General features: G+C 69.4%; 15 protein-coding genes. 11 read left to right on the forward strand and 4 right to left on the reverse strand.

Annotated elements, in window-relative coordinates:
* Positions 1–79 precede the first annotated feature (79 nt).
* Positions 80–2,065: an acetate--CoA ligase gene (gene acs, locus ACIPVK_RS20160; RefSeq protein WP_407613769.1), complete on the reverse strand. Its 1,986-nt coding sequence runs from the start codon at positions 2,063–2,065 to the stop codon at positions 80–82.
* 392 nt (positions 2,066–2,457) lie between these two features.
* On the opposite strand from acs, the gene ACIPVK_RS20165 reads away from it, so the two are divergent.
* The 3 genes from ACIPVK_RS20165 to ACIPVK_RS20175 are packed head-to-tail and all read left to right on the forward strand — an operon-like array spanning position 2,458 to position 5,692.
* A complete protein-coding gene (locus ACIPVK_RS20165) occupies positions 2,458–4,191 on the forward strand; it encodes a hypothetical protein (protein ID WP_407613770.1) in 1,734 nt (577 codons plus the stop codon).
* Between the two features lie 2 nt (positions 4,192–4,193).
* A complete protein-coding gene (gene nth, locus ACIPVK_RS20170; protein ID WP_407613771.1) occupies positions 4,194–4,979 on the forward strand; it encodes an endonuclease III in 786 nt (261 codons plus the stop codon).
* The gene (locus ACIPVK_RS20175) at positions 4,976–5,692 is read left to right on the forward strand and encodes an NUDIX hydrolase (RefSeq protein WP_407613772.1); all 717 of its coding nucleotides are present in this window, start codon (positions 4,976–4,978) and stop codon (positions 5,690–5,692) included. The genes nth and ACIPVK_RS20175 overlap by 4 nt, the downstream gene beginning before the upstream one ends.
* 37 nt (positions 5,693–5,729) lie before the next feature.
* Here ACIPVK_RS20175 and ACIPVK_RS20180 read toward each other — a convergent pair whose 3' ends face one another.
* A complete protein-coding gene (locus tag ACIPVK_RS20180; protein WP_407613773.1) occupies positions 5,730–7,445 on the reverse strand; it encodes a bifunctional 3'-5' exonuclease/DNA polymerase in 1,716 nt (571 codons plus the stop codon).
* Positions 7,446–7,608: 163 nt separating this feature from the next.
* On the opposite strand from ACIPVK_RS20180, the gene ssd reads away from it, so the two are divergent.
* From ssd to ACIPVK_RS20215, 7 genes are all read left to right on the forward strand, one after another.
* Positions 7,609–8,961 (forward strand): septum site-determining protein Ssd, encoded by a 1,353-nt coding sequence (gene ssd / locus ACIPVK_RS20185; protein ID WP_407613774.1) that lies wholly within the window; start codon positions 7,609–7,611, stop codon positions 8,959–8,961.
* Positions 8,958–10,208, forward strand: a complete 1,251-nt coding sequence (locus ACIPVK_RS20190; RefSeq protein WP_407613775.1) for a TadA family conjugal transfer-associated ATPase — start codon at positions 8,958–8,960, stop codon at positions 10,206–10,208. The genes ssd and ACIPVK_RS20190 overlap by 4 nt, the downstream gene beginning before the upstream one ends.
* On the forward strand, positions 10,202–10,915 hold the full coding sequence (locus tag ACIPVK_RS20195) for a type II secretion system F family protein (protein WP_407613776.1): 714 nt from the start codon (positions 10,202–10,204) through the stop codon (positions 10,913–10,915). The genes ACIPVK_RS20190 and ACIPVK_RS20195 overlap by 7 nt, the downstream gene beginning before the upstream one ends.
* Entirely contained in the window at positions 10,912–11,457 is a 546-nt protein-coding gene (locus ACIPVK_RS20200) for a type II secretion system F family protein (protein ID WP_407613777.1), read from the forward strand. The genes ACIPVK_RS20195 and ACIPVK_RS20200 overlap by 4 nt, the downstream gene beginning before the upstream one ends.
* Before the next feature lie 220 nt (positions 11,458–11,677).
* The gene (locus ACIPVK_RS20205) at positions 11,678–11,899 is read left to right on the forward strand and encodes a DUF4244 domain-containing protein (protein WP_407613778.1); all 222 of its coding nucleotides are present in this window, start codon (positions 11,678–11,680) and stop codon (positions 11,897–11,899) included.
* 18 nt (positions 11,900–11,917) lie between these two features.
* Positions 11,918–12,262, forward strand: coding sequence for a TadE family type IV pilus minor pilin (locus tag ACIPVK_RS20210; RefSeq protein WP_407613779.1), 345 nt, complete (start codon positions 11,918–11,920; stop codon positions 12,260–12,262).
* Complete coding sequence (locus ACIPVK_RS20215; protein WP_407613780.1) at positions 12,259–12,651, forward strand: Rv3654c family TadE-like protein; 393 nt, start codon at positions 12,259–12,261, stop codon at positions 12,649–12,651. The genes ACIPVK_RS20210 and ACIPVK_RS20215 overlap by 4 nt, the downstream gene beginning before the upstream one ends.
* 35 nt (positions 12,652–12,686) lie before the next feature.
* Here ACIPVK_RS20215 and ACIPVK_RS20220 read toward each other — a convergent pair whose 3' ends face one another.
* Both ACIPVK_RS20220 and ACIPVK_RS20225 read right to left on the reverse strand, forming a co-directional pair.
* Positions 12,687–15,032 carry a DEAD/DEAH box helicase gene (locus ACIPVK_RS20220; protein ID WP_407613781.1) on the reverse strand — a complete coding sequence of 782 codons (2,346 nt, stop codon included), beginning with the start codon at positions 15,030–15,032 and terminating at the stop codon, positions 12,687–12,689.
* Between the two features lie 102 nt (positions 15,033–15,134).
* Entirely contained in the window at positions 15,135–15,803 is a 669-nt protein-coding gene (locus tag ACIPVK_RS20225; RefSeq protein ID WP_407613782.1) for a GNAT family N-acetyltransferase, read from the reverse strand.
* Positions 15,804–15,940: 137 nt separating this feature from the next.
* Between ACIPVK_RS20225 and ACIPVK_RS20230 the strand changes: the two genes are divergently transcribed.
* Complete coding sequence (locus tag ACIPVK_RS20230) at positions 15,941–16,858, forward strand: rhodanese-related sulfurtransferase (RefSeq protein WP_407613783.1); 918 nt, start codon at positions 15,941–15,943, stop codon at positions 16,856–16,858.
* The last annotated feature ends 270 nt before the right edge of the window (positions 16,859–17,128 follow it).

Consider the following 17,128-nt stretch of genomic DNA (forward strand, 5'->3'; position numbering starts at 1 on the left):
CCCCCCGCCCGCCCCCCCCCCCCCCCCCCCCCCCCCCCCCCCCCCCCCCCCCCCCCCCGGCCGATCGCCCGGAGGCGCGCTACTTGCGCATCGACTCGGCGATCTGCGTCATCACGGTGTTGTCCGCCAGAGTCGTGGCGTCCCCGACCTCGCGACCCTCGGCGACGTCCTTGAGCAGGCGGCGCATGATCTTGCCCGAACGGGTCTTGGGCAGCTCGGGGACCACCAGGATGTGGCGCGGCTTGGCGATCGGGCCGATGTCCTTGCCGACGTGGTTGCGCAGCGTGGCGACCACGTCCTCGCCTGCCTCGGGTTCGATCTGCAGGATCACGAACGCGACCACGGCCTCACCGGTGGTCTCGTCCTTCGCGCCGACCACGGCGGCCTCGGCCACGTACGGGTGGGCGACCAGGGAGGACTCGATCTCGGTGGTGGACAGGCGGTGGCCGGAGACGTTCATGACGTCGTCCACGCGCCCCAGCAGCCAGATGTCGCCGTCCTCGTCCTTCTTGGCGCCGTCGCCGGCGAAGTACATGTCCTCGAAGCGCGACCAGTAGGTCTCCTTGTAGCGGTCCATGTCGCCCCAGATGCCGCGCAGCATGCCCGGCCACGGGTCGCGGATGACCAGGAAGCCGCCCTCGCCGTTGGCGACGGAAACGCCCATCTCATCGACGACGTCCACGGTGATGCCCGGGACCGGTGTTTGGGCGGAGCCCGGCTTGGTCGCGGTGACGCCCGGCAGCGGGGCGATCATGTGCGCGCCGGTCTCGGTCTGCCACCAGGTGTCCACGATCGGGGTCGGGTGATCCTTCTTTTCCCCGTTCTTGCCGTTGTTGGAGCCGATGACGTCGCGGTACCACATCCACGCCTCGGGGTTGATGGGTTCGCCCACCGAGCCGAGCACGCGCAGCGAGGACAGGTCGTAGGAGTCCGGGATCTGCCGGCCCCACTTCATGAAGGTGCGGATGGCGGTGGGGGCGGTGTACAGGATGGTGACGCCGTACTTTTCGATGATCTCCCACCAGCGGCCCTGGTGCGGGGAATCCGGGGTGCCCTCGTACATGACCTGGGTGGTGCCGTTGATCAGCGGCGCGTAGGTGACGTAGGAGTGTCCGGTGACCCAGCCGATGTCCGCGGTGCACCAGAACACGTCGGTCTCCGGGTGCAGGTCGAAGGTGTCGCGGTGCGTGGCCGCGGCCTGGACCAGGTAGCCGCCGGTGGTGTGGATGATGCCCTTGGGCTTGCCGGTGGTGCCGGAGGTGTAGAGCACGAAGAGCGGGTGCTCGGATTCGTGGCCCACGGCGGTGTGCTCGGTCGAAGCGGTGTCCACGACCTCGGACCACCACTTGTCCAGCGAATCGTTCCATTCGACGTCCTGCCCGTTGCGCTTGACGACGACCACGTTTTGGACGGTGTGGCCTTCGGCGGCCAGGGCCTCGTCGACGGCCGGCTTCAGTGCCGAGGGCTTGCCGCGGCGCCAGGTGCCGTCGGCTGTGACCACGAGCTTGGCCTCGGCGTCGTCGATGCGGCTGCGCAGCGCGTCGGCGGAGAAGCCGCCGAAGACCACCGAGTGGATGGCGCCGATGCGGGCGCACGCCAGCATGGTGATCACGGCTTCCGGGATCATCGGCAGGTACACGGCGACGCGGTCGCCCTTGGCCACGCCGAGGGACTCGAAGGCGTTGGCGGCCTGCTTCACCGCCGTGGTGAGCTGCTTGTAGGTGTAGGAGCGGGTGTCGCCCGGCTCGCCCTCGAAGTGGATGGCGACGCGGTCGCCGAGCCCGTTCTCGACGTGGCGGTCCAGCGCGTTGTAGGCGGCGTTGACCTTGCCGTCGGCGAACCACTTGGCCACCGGCGCCTGCGACCAGTCCAGGACCTGCGTGAAATCGGTGTCCCAGGTCAAGACGTTGCGGGCGGTGTCGGCCCAGTACCCCAGGCGGTCGGCCTTGGCCGCCTCGTATTGTTCCGGCTTGCCGATGGCGGTGGCCGTGAACTCCGCGCTCGGGGCAAAGGCGCGGGTTTCGTGCGAGAGGTTGTCAAGCGTGGGGGTGTGGGTTTCCGACACGGTTTTGGTCCTTCCAATAACAAACGGGTGGGTCTTGTGATTCAGGTTACAGCCGCACGGAGGGCTGGGGTGTGGTCCGTCACAAGTATGACAGTGGAGGGTGGTGATTGTGCGCCGAGCGGCGTCCCATGCGCGTTCAGTGGTTGCCGGTCCGCGGCGCCGGGCAGCTACGGCAGCAATGCCGCCGCCGCCGGGCCGGGGCAACGCGAGAAGCGACCCGGTGTGCCAAAACGCGCCGGTTGTGCCGTCGCGCGGATAGGGTTGTCAGTAGCCGTTGCCTAATTCCGCGGAAAACCGGACACCGGCCGCCCGATCCACGGGTGCCGCGGGAACATATGCCGGGTGCCGGTGCACGGACAGAATGCAACACAGAGCAGAAGCGGAGTCTTCACATGGATAAGGTGCACGCAAAGGCACAGGGTTCGCAGCCCGGACACGCGCTCAAGCCGGTCCTCGGGCCGCTAACGATGCGCGACGCCCTCGTCGTGGTCGGCGGGGTGCTGGTGCTCGTCGGATCGCTGGTCCCGATCCCGTGGACCAAGTCCGTAGCGGTGAACATGTGGATTTTCCCGGGCCTGCCCTTCCACCTTTTTGTTTCGCTGCTGCTGCCCCTTGGCATCGCCGCGGCGTTCCTGTGGCGCCGGCTCACCGGCCGCACGCGGGTCCGCGTCGCCTCGTTGAGCCTTGACCAGGCCGGTTCGGTGGTGGGGCTGTTCGCCGCCGCATACTTCTTCAACTCCTATGTTGCCTCCATGTCGCCGGCATACCTGCTCGGGCTCCTCGGTGCATTGGCCATGGTCGCCGGCACCACGCTTGCCACCTACCTCGGGGTCTTCCGCCGCGACTTCGTCTCCGGCGGCGACTCGGTGCTCGCCGCCGACGTGCACCCGGTGGCCCTTGCCGCCAAGAAGCCCGCGGCGCAGGCCGCTGCCTCGGATTCCGAGTCCGGATCCGACGGTTTCGGCGCCAGCAGCGCCGCCAGTGCCGGTGCCGGCAGCGCTTCCGCAGGCCGTCCCGCCACACCGGTGACCGGCAAGCCCGAGGGCCGCGGTGAAACTTCCTCCGCTTCCGCCCCCGCAACCGGCACACCCGCAGCCCGCGCCACCGCCGGTGCAGCCGCCGGTGTTGCCGCCACGGGAGTTGCCGCGGCCGCGGCAACGGATGCCGCGTCGGACAAGAAATCCCCGGCCCACGATTCTTCCGCAGCTGCCCAGCGTCGGGAATCGGCCGTCAATGCCTCCAACGGCTCCGAGGCCAAGGCCGCCGAGCAAGCCGCTCCGGCAGCGGCGAACACCGCGGCACCCGGCGCCGGTGAGGCAGATGCCCCCGCCGCGAAGGATGCACAGCAGGCCGGCAACGCGTCGGCCGGCAACCCGGACGAGACGGACGCAGCGCATCCGCTCACCGAATGGAAGTCGGTCGCCGAAGCAAAGGATGCGCCGGAGACCGAGTCCGGCACCGAGTCCGGCACCGAGTCTGCTGCCGAACCGCGCACCGCTGCGGACGCGGCAGATGCCGACGCGACGCATTCGGCCACGGCGGCAAATGCCCGGGAAACCTCGTCCGGCTCCACCGACGCGCAAACCGCGAAGCCGGCGGATGCCTCAAGGCAGGAGGACGCAGCGAAGCCCGAGGCGAATCGGGCGGCCACTCCGGCCGCCGCTGCCACGTCCGGGAAGGAGTCCAGGGCCGAGGCACCCAAGGCCGAGCATGCCGACGCCACGGCGACGGACGCCGAGGCACAGGATCCGGCCCACCCGGCCACCATGGCCACGCCGCGGGCCGGCACCGACATCAAGGCCACCGCCGCCCTCTCGCGTGCCGACATCGCAGCACACCAGGCGGCCGTCGAACGCGCCAAGGCCGAGTCGGAGTCCTCCTTCGGCGCGAAGGCCGAGGTGCACGCGCACGACGGCCACGAGGAGGAGGCCGCCAGCTTCTGGTTTGCGCTGAACCACCCGCGCCCGGTCTTCCACCCGGTCAACGGCACGATGCTTTCCACGCTGAACCCCGGCGCCTGGATCCTGTGCCTGGAGGACCGCGGCACCGAATACCTCGTCAACCTCGCCGACGGGCGGCCCGCGGTGCTGCGCAACCTCGACGACCTGCAGTTCCCGGACAAGTAGGCATGGATCGCGAAGAGACGGCACTGGGGCGCAAGCGCCGGGCGCGCAAGATCAACCGGATCCTGGCCGAGACCTATCCGTACGCGGTCGCGGAGCTGGACTTCACCAACGCCTTCGAGCTGCTGGTGGCCACGGTGCTCTCGGCCCAGACCACCGACGTGCGGGTCAACGCGATCACCCCCGCGCTCTTCGCCGCGTACCCCGATCCGCTGGCCATGAGCCAGGCGGAGCCCGAGGCCCTGCAGGAGTTGATCCGCCCCACCGGGTTCTTCCGCGCCAAGGCCACCTCGTTGCTGGCCCTGTCCACGCGCATCGTCGACGAGTACGACGGGGTGGTTCCCGGGCGGCTGGAGGACCTGGTGACCCTGGCCGGGGTGGGACGCAAGACCGCCAACGTGGTCCTCGGCAACGCGTTCGGGGTCCCGGGCATCACCGTGGACACGCACTTCATGCGCCTGGCCCGCCGCTTCGGCTGGAGCAGGGAAACGGACCCGGTGAAGATCGAGCACGCGGTCGGCGAGCTCTTCGAGCCGAAGGACTGGACCACGCTCAGCCACCGTGTGGTGTTCCACGGACGGCGGGTCTGCCACGCCCGCAAGCCCGCCTGCGGCGCCTGCCCGCTGACCACGCTCTGCCCGGCCTACGGCGAGGGCGAGACCGACGAGGCCAAGGCCGCCAAGCTGCTCAAGTACGAGCTGGCGCCGGGGCGCGAGGAATTGCTGGAGCGGATGCGCGCCGGGGCCACGCGCCGCGAGCTGCGCGCCGAGGGGTATGGTCTGGAAGCATGAGCGTACGCAGCGAATTGCTGGCCATGATCGACGCCAAGGCGCACCTTGCCGGCCGCGGCCCGGACACGGCGACCAAGATGCCCAGCACCTGGGTGTTCAACCCGCTGGATCCGGCCAGCGCCCGGCACGCCGCGGTGCTGATCCTCTTCGGCCGCCTCGACGACGTGCCCGCGGCCACCGGCGTGAAGTCGGTCCACGAGGATTTGGACGTGCTCTTCGTGACCCGGGCCGACACGCTGCGCAAGCACGCCGGGCAGGTCGCCTTCCCCGGAGGCAAGGTCGATGCGGAGGATAACGACGCGGTCGCCGCGGCCCTGCGCGAGGCACAGGAGGAAACCGGGCTGGACCCGGCCGGGGTGGAGATCCTCGGCGTGCTGCCCGATGCGGAGCTGCCCATCACCAACTTCATCGTCACCCCGGTCATCGGCTGGTGGCACCAGACCTCGGAGGTGTTCGTGGTCGATACGGCCGAATCCTCCACGGTCTTCCGCGCGCCCGTGGCCGACCTGCTGGATCCGGCCAACCGGGTCTCCGCGGTCGTCGAACGCGACGGGCAGCGCTTTTGCGCCCCGGCCTTCGACGTGGCCGGCGGCTTCATCTGGGGCTTCACCGGCATCATGCTGGATAGGATCTTCAACGACCTGGGCTGGACGCTGCCCTGGGACGAGGGCCGCGAGGTGCCCATCGCCGTCGGCGACCGCCGCAAGCCCTAGCGCCTGCCCCGCAGGTGGCCCCCGGCGGCCCCTCGCGCTACTTGGCCTGGTCGTAGGAGTCGACGATGACCGCGGTGACCGGGAAATCCACCGGGATCTGCCCGAAGAGCAGCGCGGAGGCGGTCCTGGCCGACTCGTGCACCAGTTGGACCACGGTGTCGGCCTGCTGCGCCGGGACGTGGAGCATGATCTCGTCGTGCAGGAAAAACACCAGCTCCCCGGCATCGATGCCCGCCGCGCGGCCCGCGTTCAGCCGCCTGCGCAGCTCGCCCATCCAGCACAGCGCCCATTCCGCCGCGGTGCCCTGGACGATGAAGTTGCGGGTGAAGCGCCCGCGCGAGCGGCCCTCGGCCTCCACGGCGCGTTGCTCGGCTTCCGATGAGGCCCGCGACCTGGACTTCAGCCAGGCCTCCGGTGCCTCGGGGGTGCCGCGGCCCAGGAACGTCGACACGCCGGCCCCGGCCTCGCCCTGCGCCGCGGCCCACTCCACCAGGCCCACGGCCTGGGGGTAGGTGGCCTTGAGCTTGGGCATCAGCCGGCCTGATTCCCCGCTGGTGGCCCCGTACATGGCCCCGAGCATCGCGACCTTGGCGTGGGCCCGGTCCCCGCCGAACCCGGCGTCGGCAATGCCCTGGTAGAGGTCCTGGGCGCGGGCGGCGGTGGCCAGCGCGTCGTCCCGGGAAAGCGCTGCCAGGATGCGCGGCTCCAGCTGCGCGGCATCGGCCACCACCAGCACCTTGCCCGGATCCGCCCGCACGGCGGAGCGGACCTGGTGCGGGATCTGCAGCGCCCCGCCGCCGTGGGAGGCCCAGCGCCCGGTGACCACCCCGCCGACGATGTACTCGGGGCGGAAGCGCCCGCCGGAAACCCAGCGGTCCACCCAGGCATAGCCGTTGGCGGTGGCCAGCCGGGCGATCTTCTTGTAGGCCAGCAGCGGCCCGATGACCGGGTGCTTGATCTCCGTCAGCTCCCAGGCCCGCGTGTTGGTCACCGCGATGCCCGCCCGGTTCATGGCCTTGAGCAGCTCCGCCGGTGAATCCGGGTTAAGCGTGGGCGCGTCCAGCAGCCGACGCAGTTCGGCGGCCAGCTCCTCCATCTTCGGCGGGCGCACCCCGGCCGGGACGCGGGGGCCCAGGGCCTCGTGCAGCAGCCGGTGGTGCTCTTCCACGTCCCAGGGCACCCCGGCATGGGTCATTTCGGCGCCGATGAGCGCGCCGGCCGACTCGGCGGCCAGCAACAGGCCCAGGCGTGCACCGCGCTCGGAGTCGGGGACCGCCGCACGCTGGGCCAGGAACTCGGCCAGCACGTTCTCCAGCGCCCCGGTGCTGTCCTTGGGCTCGGAGAACAGCTCTCCCTGGTCCGCGGAGACCCGGGCCGGAGGCAACAGGTGCGCGGGGGCGGCGGCGGAGGGATCCGCCTGGCGATGGATGGAGGCGAGGTAGCCGCCGTCCACCGCGTAGGGGGCGTTGCGCAGGATGGCGCGGACCAGGCCCACGTCGTGCACCCGCTCGATGCGCACCCCGGCGGCCAGCAGCCCCGGGTACCAGGAGTGCACCGAGTCGAAGACCCAACGCGGCTTCCTCGAGGCCTCCAGCTCCGCCACCACGGCCGGCAGGGAATTGCCGTACACCTGCACCGGGGGGACCAAGGCGGTGCCCGCGGCATCGACGAGCTGCACCACGGCGGCGGCCGATCCGGCTTCGGACTCTGGCTGGGACATGGAGTGGGTGGCCACTACCGCAAATTGCTGCACGCTCCATTCTCGCAGTTTCCTACCCGTCCCCGGCCGCGACCTGCCCCCGGCATTGCATTTCCTGCTTTCCCGCACACCCGGCGAGCCGGCGCGGGGCAGGTTGTCCTCCTGCTGCGGCCCGGGGGCTTCACCCCGCAACCATGCGGGGACCACGCTGTAAGGCATGAACGACGAGATGCGATTTGTGGCCCGGCTGCCCGGCGCGGGCCAGCGTACCCTGCAACTTCCGGCACTGCGTGCCGCCCGCGTCGGGCAGGATGCCCGGACGACGAAGACCGCCGCTGCGCCGGACCAGGCGACGCACGCCTCCCCGCAAGCGGAACCCTCCCCGCGGGCGGAACCGTTCCCGGGGCCGTCCCGGGGGCAGGAACCAGCCCGGGACGGCTCCGTCGGGGCGCAGCGCGCGGTTTCCGCCGATGCCCCCGTGAGCGGTGCCGGGTCCCGGCCGGCGGAACTTGCCCGCTGCATCCTGCTCAGCCGCGACGTGGAACTTGCCCAGGTGCTGGCCTCGATAGCCGTGGGGGCCGGGGTCCAGCTGCTGCCCTGCCGGGACGTGGAACAGGCCGCCGCCCACCGGGACGAGGTGATCCTGGTGGGCCAGGACGCGGTGGGGGAGATCGGGTCGCGGCTGGCGGCCTCCACGCTCATCCTCGTCGGGGCCGAGGAACACCAGGACGTGCTTTGGCGCGCGGCCGCCACCTGTCCCGGGGCCCGCGTGGCGGTGTTGCCGGCGGCCGCGGCATGGCTCGGCGAATACCTGGGGGAGCTGGGGCTGCACTCCGGACGCGCCCACCTCACCCTCGTCGCCGGGGCCGGCGGCGGGGCCGGAACCAGCACCTTCGCCGCCCTGCTGGCCGCCACCGCGACGCTGGACGGATCCCGCACCCTGCTGCTTGATGCGGACCCGCATTCGGCAGGGCTTTGGCCGGTGCTCAAGCCGCGGGAACCGGACGGGCTGGGATGGGAGGACCTGGAAAACTCCCGGGGCCAGCTCTCCCCGGGCCAGCTGGCCGAGATACTGCCGCTGTCCCAGGGGACCGCGGTGCTTTCCTGGGTGCGGAACCCCGGCTGCTTCGTGCCCTCCGAAGCCCTGCTGGCCGAGGTGCTGGCCGCCTCCCGGCGCATCTACGAGCACATCGTCATCGACGCGGGGCACTTCACCGGGGTCCCTGCATCCATGGCGGCTCTGGCAGACACCCGGCTGCTGCTGCTCGGGGCCCGCTCCGGGAACGCGGCGGCCGGCACCGGACGGCGGCTGGGGGAACGGGCGGGGGACTGGAAGCTGATCCTCACCGGCAAGCTCGGCTCCGGGATCGACACCCGCTTGCTGGCGCAACGGGCGGGCATCGAGCTCGGCGGATATTTCGCGCCCAGCCGTGCTATCTCGCGCGGCGCCGCGGACGGATCGCTGATGAACGTGTTGGTGCGCCGCTCGCTGCGCCGGACCGTGTCGTCGCTGGGCCAGGGCCAGGGTGAATCCCGGCAGCGGGCGGCGGAAACGGGGCAGGCGGCATGAGCGGGCCCGAGCCGACCCCTGGCGGGATTCCCGGGACCGTACGCCGCGGGCGCAGACGCTGGGAAGCCCAGGCGCCGGCCAGCGCGCAGGTACCTGCGGCCCCGGCCCGGGTCCTGGAGGAAGTCAGGCTGCGGGCCATGGGCCAGGGCGGCGGCTTGAGCGAGGTGGAGTTGGCCTCGGCGGTGCGGGCTTCCGGGCGCGTCATGGGAGCGGCGAGCAGCACCGAGATGCTGCGCAGCCTGAGCGACGACATCCACGGGCTCGGGGTCCTCGAACGCCTGGCCCAGGTCCCCGGAACCACCGACATCCTCATCGACGCCAAGGGACAGGTCTGGGTGGACGGTAGCGCGGGCCTGCACGCTTCGGAGCTCACCTTCACCGAACCCGAACAAATCCGTGCCCTGGCGGTGCGCCTGGCCGCGGCCGGGGGACGGCGGCTGGATGACTCCCAGCCCTTCGTCGACGTCTCCCTGGGCAACTACCGCATCCACGCGGTGCTGCCCCCGATCTCCACCGGCGGACCGCTGCTGTCCATCCGCATCAAGGGCAACCGGAACCAGCGGCTGGAGATGCTCGTCGAGGACCCCGGCTGGCTGGCGGCGCTCGGGGCCATCGTGGCGGCGAAACTGAACTTCCTGGTCTCCGGGGGCACCGGGGCCGGGAAGACCACGCTGCTGGCCGCCATGCTCGCCCGGGTCCCGGGCAACGAGAGAATCATCGTGGTCGAGGACTCCCAGGAACTCGCGCCCGCGCACCCGCACCTGGTGGGCCTGCAAAGCCGCGGCGGGAACGTCGAGGGGGCCGGGGAAATCGGGATGGACACCCTGGTGCGCCAGGCGCTGCGCATGCGTCCGGACCGGCTGGTGGTCGGCGAATGCCGGGGAGCGGAGGTGCGCGAGTTCCTCGGCGCCATGAACACCGGCCACGAGGGGGCGGCAGGCACCGTGCATGCCAACAGCGTCAGCGCGGTCCCGGCCCGGCTTGCGGCCATGGGAGCGCTCGCCTCCATGGATGCGGCCGCCACAGCGCTGCAGGCGGCCAGCGCACTGGACGTGCTCATCCACGTCTGGCGGGATCCCGCCACCGGCCTCCGCAGGCCCGTCCAGCTGGGCAGGGTGGTGCTCACCGAGGCAGGGACGCTGGCGGTGCGCATGATCAGGGAAACCGGGACGCGGGAGGCCGATCCCGGGGCCCTTGACTGGTTCAGGACGCGACTGCAAGCGGCGGGGGAGGCGAGCCCATGGTGAGCCTCGCCTGCGCGGTGGTCGCGCTGGGGACGGCGACGTGGCTGTGGCTGGCCCCCGGAAACACCCACCGCAAGCCACCGGCCGCCGGCGCCCGACCGGACCGGGTGCGTCGCCATCGAACGAACCTTGCAGCCGACGCCGAGGACTACGCCAAGCTCATTCGCCAGCTCGCTGCCCTGCTGCGCGCCGGCACCAGCCCGGCCGCGGCCTTCGGCCTGTTGGAGACCCTCTGGGCAGCGGGTTCCACCCGCACCGCTTCCGACATCCACACCGGCTGCACCCGTGCCCTGGCGCAGTGGCGCACCGGCGGGACCCTGCAGGAGGGGCTGGCCGCCCACGCGGTCGCAAGTCCGGGCCACGGGCGGCTGTGGAACCGCCTGGCTTGGTGCTTTGCCATCAGCCAGGAATCGGGGGCGGCGCTCGCGGACCTGCTCGACACCCTGGCCGAGGAAGCGGAGACCGCCGCCGACATGCACCGCGCCCTGCAGGCGGCGCTCGCCGGACCGCGGGCCACGAGCCGGCTGCTGACGTACCTGCCGGGCATCGGGCTGGGATTGGGCCAGTTGCTGGGCATCAATCCGCTGGCGGTGCTCACGACCCATTCGGTGGGCCGGGTCGCACTGGTTTGCGGGGTGTGCCTCTGGCTGGGCAACCGCTACTGGTGTGCGCGGATGTTGCGCGCCATCTCCAACAAGGTGCCCTCGTGATCGGGGCCATGGCGGCGGTGTTGCTGGCGGGGGTCGCGGTGTGGATCGGCATTTCGGCACCCGCCCGGCCCCCGTTCCCGGGACCTGGCAGGAGGTCGACGATTGCCCGGAACGGCCCCGAGGCGCCCGCCGAACCGGTGCCGCTGGTGCTTGAAATGTGCGCCACCCTGCTGGAATCGGGGCTCCCGATCCGGGCCGTGCTGCAGATCATTGGCACCAACGTCCCGGGGTACGGGTCCCTGCTTCGTGTCTCGCGCGCCCTGGATTTGAACGTCGGGTGGGAGAGCGCCTGGGGGCAGGGCACCGGGCCGGCCGGCGAACTCGAGCAGACCCTGCGCTTCACCCAGCTCTCCGGGGCCCCGGCGGCGGCCCTGCTGCGCTCCAGCGCCGCCGCCACGCGCAAACGTGCCGTGCGGGAGGCGGAGGCACGCGGTGCGGAATTCGGCATCAAGTTGGTGGTCCCGCTGGGTTTGTGTGCGCTTCCGGCCTTCATCGCCCTGGGCGTGGTGCCGGTGGTGATCTCCCTGATGCCGCAATTCTAGTGGCCGGCTCTTTCCCGCACCGCTGCCACGCCCTTCGCACGGGCGACAGGCACCGCCGCCCACTGTTATCCCCAGCAGGGCCACCAACCCTCCCGGGGCCCGGGAACAAACGCCCACACTCGAATCGGGAGCCGCCCACGGTCCGACGTCAGGGCCGGCGGCCAATCCCGACCCCCTCCAGGAGCAACCCGTACCCCCAGCACAAGCAAAGGACAAAACCATGGACAACAACATCGCCCCCGCCCCGGGCCACATCGACCTGCAGGACTCCATCGAGCCGCCATCCGGCGTGCTCAACGACGAGGAAGGCAGCACCACCGCCGAATTCGCCATCGTCACCCTGGCCGCCGTGGCATTCGCCGGCCTGTTGGTGAGCATTCTCTCCAGCGGCGACGTACGTGGACTGCTGATGGGCCTGATCCGTCAGGCTCTCTCCTTCTAGAAGAAAGGGATTATCACCATGGCCAGGCATTCACAGGCCGGCAGCAGCACCGCCGAGGTCGCCGTCTTGATGCCCGCCGTGGCCATCTTGCTGGCCGTGGTCGCGGGTGCGGGGGCGGTGGGAGGCGAGCAGGTGCGCATCCAGCAGGCGGCCAGCGCCGCGGCCAGGGAACTGGCGCGCGGTTCCGACCCCGGTGAGGCCGTCGGCACCGCCCAACGCATCGCCGGTGGCAGGATCAACGTCAGCTGCGGCCAGGGCGGCGGCTACGGCCACGTCGTGGTGCGTTCCGGAGTGGATTTGCCACTGCTTGGCGAGGTCCAGCTGCGGGCGGAGGCCCGCGCCCGCACGGAGCAGCAGCCATGAGCCAGGCCCGGCGCGGTGAACACGGCAGCGGGACGGTGCTCATGCTGTCCGTGGTGTGCGTGGCCGCGCTGGCACTGGTGGTGGTACTGATGTTCACGGCCGTCGCCCAGGCCGCGGCCAAGGCTGGCACCGCGGCGGACCTGGCGGCCCTTGCCGCCGCGGATGCCGCCCGCCGGCTGCTGCCGGGGGACCCATGTGGTGTCGCGGCCAGCACCGCCACGGCCAACGCGGCCACTCTGACCGACTGTTCGCGTCAGGGAACGGGCGGGGAAATCGTGACGGTGGCTGTCCACGTGGCGGTCTCGCCGGTGGGCTGGTTGCCGCCGGTGACCCGCGCCAAAGCGGTGGCACGGGCAGGACCGCCGCCGCAACCCTGGCGCGGGCCCTGAACCCGTGCCGGAGAACCACGGCGGGCGGTGCTGGCCTATCCTTCCTGGACTGGCCCGGCCGCCCGTTGGGCTTCCTGGAGGATGGCCGTGAGCAGGCGGACGGAACCAGCCTTGTCCAGCGGGTTGTTCTTGTTTCCGCACTTGGGGGACTGCACGCATGAGGGGCACCCAGTGGCACATTCGCAGGCGGCGATCGCGTCCCGAGTGGCACCGAGCCAGGCGCGGGCCTTGTCGAAGCCGCGCTCCGCAAAACCGGCGCCGCCGGGGTGCCCGTCGTAAACGAAAATCGTGGGCATCCCGGTGTCCATGTGCAGGGCGGTGGACACCCCGCCGATGTCCCACCTGTCGCTGGAAGCCACCAGGGGCAACAGCCCGATGGCGGCGTGTTCTGCCGCATGCAGGGAGCCCGGGAATTCCTCCGGGGTGATCCCTGCGGCCAGCAGCCGCTTCTCCGGGATGGTGAACCACACGGACTTGGTGTGCAGGTCCCGGGCCTCCAGTTCGAGCGGCTCCTCGGAGAGGATCTCGTTGCTCATCACCGACTTGCGCTGGAAGGAGACCACCTGGGTGGTCACCACCACGTCGCCGAAGTTCGCGGTGATCGGCCCCCAGTCCACGGAGCGGGCGGTGTCGACGACCTCGACGGTGGTGATGTCCCGGGCCTGGGTGTAGAAGTCGGGGTTGGCCCGGGTGACCATGACGCAGTGGTCGGTTTCGTTGAGCTCGTCGACCACGTAGGTTGCACCCTGGTGCACGTAGATGGCGCCGTTGTGGGCCTGGTAATGGGTTTGCGGCGAGTCCATGGTGCCCAGCAGCGCCCCGGTGTCTGATTCGATGATGCTCACCGGCCCGCCGCCGTCGGCACGCAGGTTCACCATGGAGGCTGCATGCTCGGGGTGCGTCCAGAACCAGCCGGCAGGGCGGCGGCGCAGGAACCCGCGCTCCACCAGGGAGTCGAGCAGTCCGTGCGCGCTGGGCCCGAAGGCAGCAAGGTCCTCGACGCGCAGCGGGAGTTCTTCGGCGGCGGCGCAGAGGTGCCCGGAGAGCACATAGGGGTTTTCCGGGTCGAAGACGGTGGCCTCGACCCCGGCCTCGAAAATCGCCTCGGGGTGGTTGACCAGGTAGGTGTCCAGCGGGTCGTCACTGGCCACCAGGACGGCGAGCGAATCCTGCCCGGCGCGCCCGGCACGCCCGATCTGTTGGAAGAACGAGGCCCGGGTCCCGGGCCATCCCGCCACCAGCACCGCGTCGAGTCCAGCCACGTCAATGCCCAGTTCAAGGGCCGAAGTCGAGGCCACCCCGAGCAGGGTCCCGTTGCGCAGAGCGTTTTCTAGCTCCCGGCGCTCGGCGGGGAGGTACCCGGAACGGTACGCGGCCACCCGCCCGGGAAGCGAGGGATGTACCTGGTCCACCATGGAGCGGGTGATCGTGGCGATGGTCTCGGCGCCGCGCCGGGACTTGATGAACGCCAGGGTCCGCACCTGGGAACAGACAAGGTTGGCCAGCAGGTTTGAGGTTTCGGCGATGACGGTGCGGCGCGTCGGCGCACCGTTCTCTCCGTGCAGCTCCGTCAGCGGCGGCTCCCACAGGGCAACGGTCACCGAACCCTTGGGGGAGAAATCGTTGGTGACCTCGCTGGCGGGGGTACCGATGAGCCGGGAAAACGATGCAGCCGGGTCCGCGCTGGTCGCGGAGGCGCCGATGAACACCGGGTCGGCCCCGTAGTGGGCACAGATCCGGCGCAGGCGGCGCAGCAGATTGGCAATGTTGGAGCCGAAGACCCCACGATACGAATGGGCTTCGTCGATGACGACGAACTTAAGCCGGCGCAGCACCCGCGCCCACCACGTGTGATTGGGCAGGATCCCGAAATGCAGCATGTCGGGGTTGGAGAGGATGAAGTTCGAGTGGTCCCGGATCCAGCGCCGCGCCGAGACCTCGGTGTCCCCGTCGTAGCTGGCGGCCCGAACGGTGGAAAGCGAGTAGCCCTCGATGGCCTTGAGCTGGTCGGCGGCCAGGGCCTTGGTGGGTGCCAGGTAGAGCACTGTTGCGTCGTTCGGGATCAGGCTGGCCTGGTTCGCCAACGACGAGGTGTGGATCGCGTTTAGGGCGGGGAGCTGGTAGGCCAAGGACTTGCCCGAGGCGGTGCCGGTCGCAACGATGGTGTGGTTTCCCTCGTGGGCGAGGGTGGCCGCCTGCACCTGATGCAGCCATGGCGTGTCCACGCCCGTGCGCTCAAAGGCGGTCCGTACTTCCGGGTGCACCCAGTCCGGCCATGGGCCGGGTAGCGCCTCTCTGGCTTCGATGATCCGGGAATGGAGCAGCGCCTGGGGTGTTGGCCCGTGGCCAAGCAGGGCGATCTGTTCCGAAAAAGCGTTCACTGCTTCATTGTGGCATCACCGGGAAGCCCCGGTGGCCAGGGCACAAAGAAAGTGGTGGGCCTCGCATCAGCGAGACCCACCACTTGGAGGTGCCGGAGCCGGTTAGGACTCCTGGCGTCCTTCAAAGAGTACGACGTTGCCCAGGTCGGTCCAGCCGAGGGACTTGTAGAGCTGTTGTCCGTCGATGCTGGCGATCAGCAGCCCCTCCTCGACATCGTGCTCCAAGGCGAGGGAGACCAATGCGCGCATGGTCAGGCTGCCCAGTCCGCGGCGGCGGAAATCCGGTGCCGTGATGATGCGGTCAAAAATTGCGTAGCCGTTTACCGCCGAAACGTGACCGCTGGCGGCCACGACCTGTGGGTCCTCGTCCGGGTGGATGGAGACGTAGGCGTGGGCCTGGTCGCGTTCGATCTGGAAGGAAAACCCGTCGTATGGACGGGGCTCTTCGACATCGTGGCCGCTCATCTCCGTGACCATCAGGACCTCATCGGCATTGAGTACCTTGAGTCCGGCCGCCTGTGCGGCATCGATCAGCGATGCGGTTTCATCTGCGAATGCCGTCAGACGACGCTTGGGATGCTTGTGCAGCGTTTCGGCGACGGCAACCAATTCCTCATTGGAGGGCTCGTAAATGACATACTCCCAGTCACCCGAGGTGTCATGGCGCAAGGCAGCATGGACCCGGCCCTCGTGCCTGCTCTCGTAGCCTCGTGCACCAGCCCAGCCCGTTACCCATGTACCGATTAATTCATCGCTTGCAGAAGATCCCATATTCCGACCCTACCCCGTGAACTGCCTACATGCCGTGCATTTAGGCGAACTGTTGCAACCTTGAAACACAGTGTTCACCCGGTGATGGTTGCCACTTCACGTGCTCCACGTGCAATCTAGGCCATACCCTTAATAGCGTGTCGCAGAACCGAATTGTCTTGTATTACGCCTTCACCCCGCTAGCCGACCCCGAGGCCGTGCGCCTCTGGCAGCGAGCCCTGCTGGAGAGGTGGGGCCTGCGCGGCCGCATCATCATTTCCAGTCATGGCATCAACGGAACGGTCGGGGGTGAGATCAAAGATGTCAAGGCCTATGTGAAGGCCACCCGGGAATATCCGGCGTTCAAGAAAATGGACATCAAGTGGTCGGAGGGTTCGGCTGATGACTTCCCGCGGATCTCGGTCAAGGTCCGCGAGGAGGTGGTGTCCTTTGGCGCCCCCGGCGAGTTGGAAGTCGACGAAAACGGTGTGGTGGGCGGCGGAATTCATCTCAAGCCCGAAGCCCTGCATGAGCTCGTAGAAACCAAGAAGGCCGCGGGCCAGGAAGTTCGCTTCTTCGATGGCCGCAACGCCTTCGAGGCCCAGATCGGGAAGTTCAAAAATGCGATCGTGCCTGATGTCGAAACCACCCATGACTTCATTGCCGAGATCGAATCCGGCAAGTACGACGACATGAAGGACCAGCCGATCGTCACCTATTGCACCGGCGGCATCCGCTGCGAAGTTCTTTCGGCGCTCATGGTCAAGCGGGGCTTCACGGAGGTCTACCAAATGCAGGGCGGCATCGTGCGTTATGGGGAAACCTATGGCGACAAGGGCCTGTGGGAAGGATCACTGTATGTGTTCGACAAGCGCATGCACATGGAGTTCAGTGACGATGCGGTGACCATTGGGCAATGCGTGTGTTGTTCGGCCCCAACGAACAAGTTCGAGAATTGCTCCAACCTTTCATGCCGCAACCTTCGGCTTTTCTGCGCCGATTGCGCTGCCCACGAGGAACTGCGCCGGTGCCCCGAATGCGTGACCGAAGCCAAGGAGCTTACCGAAGCGTTGTAGGGCGGCCCCGGGCCATGAATCACCGAATGCCGGAGCGCTAGGTTCTCCGAGCGACATAGGGCGGTTCGCTTCCAAGCAGTTCAGGCTGGGGGCGGACCGCCTCTTTGCATGGCCTTTTGCTTGCCCGTTATTGGGCCTGGGCATGGGAAGTCACCGGCAACGCAACCCTCAGAACAGGGGTGGGCTTTGGGCGCGGTCGCGCCAGTGGTTGTTGCGTCGGGGTTTTTGTTCGGGGTCCATGAACTTGGGCAGGATGACGCTGAAGAGCCC

Source organism: Paeniglutamicibacter sp. MACA_103 (assembly GCF_045798555.1).
Classification (GTDB): Bacteria; Actinomycetota; Actinomycetes; order Actinomycetales; family Micrococcaceae; genus Paeniglutamicibacter.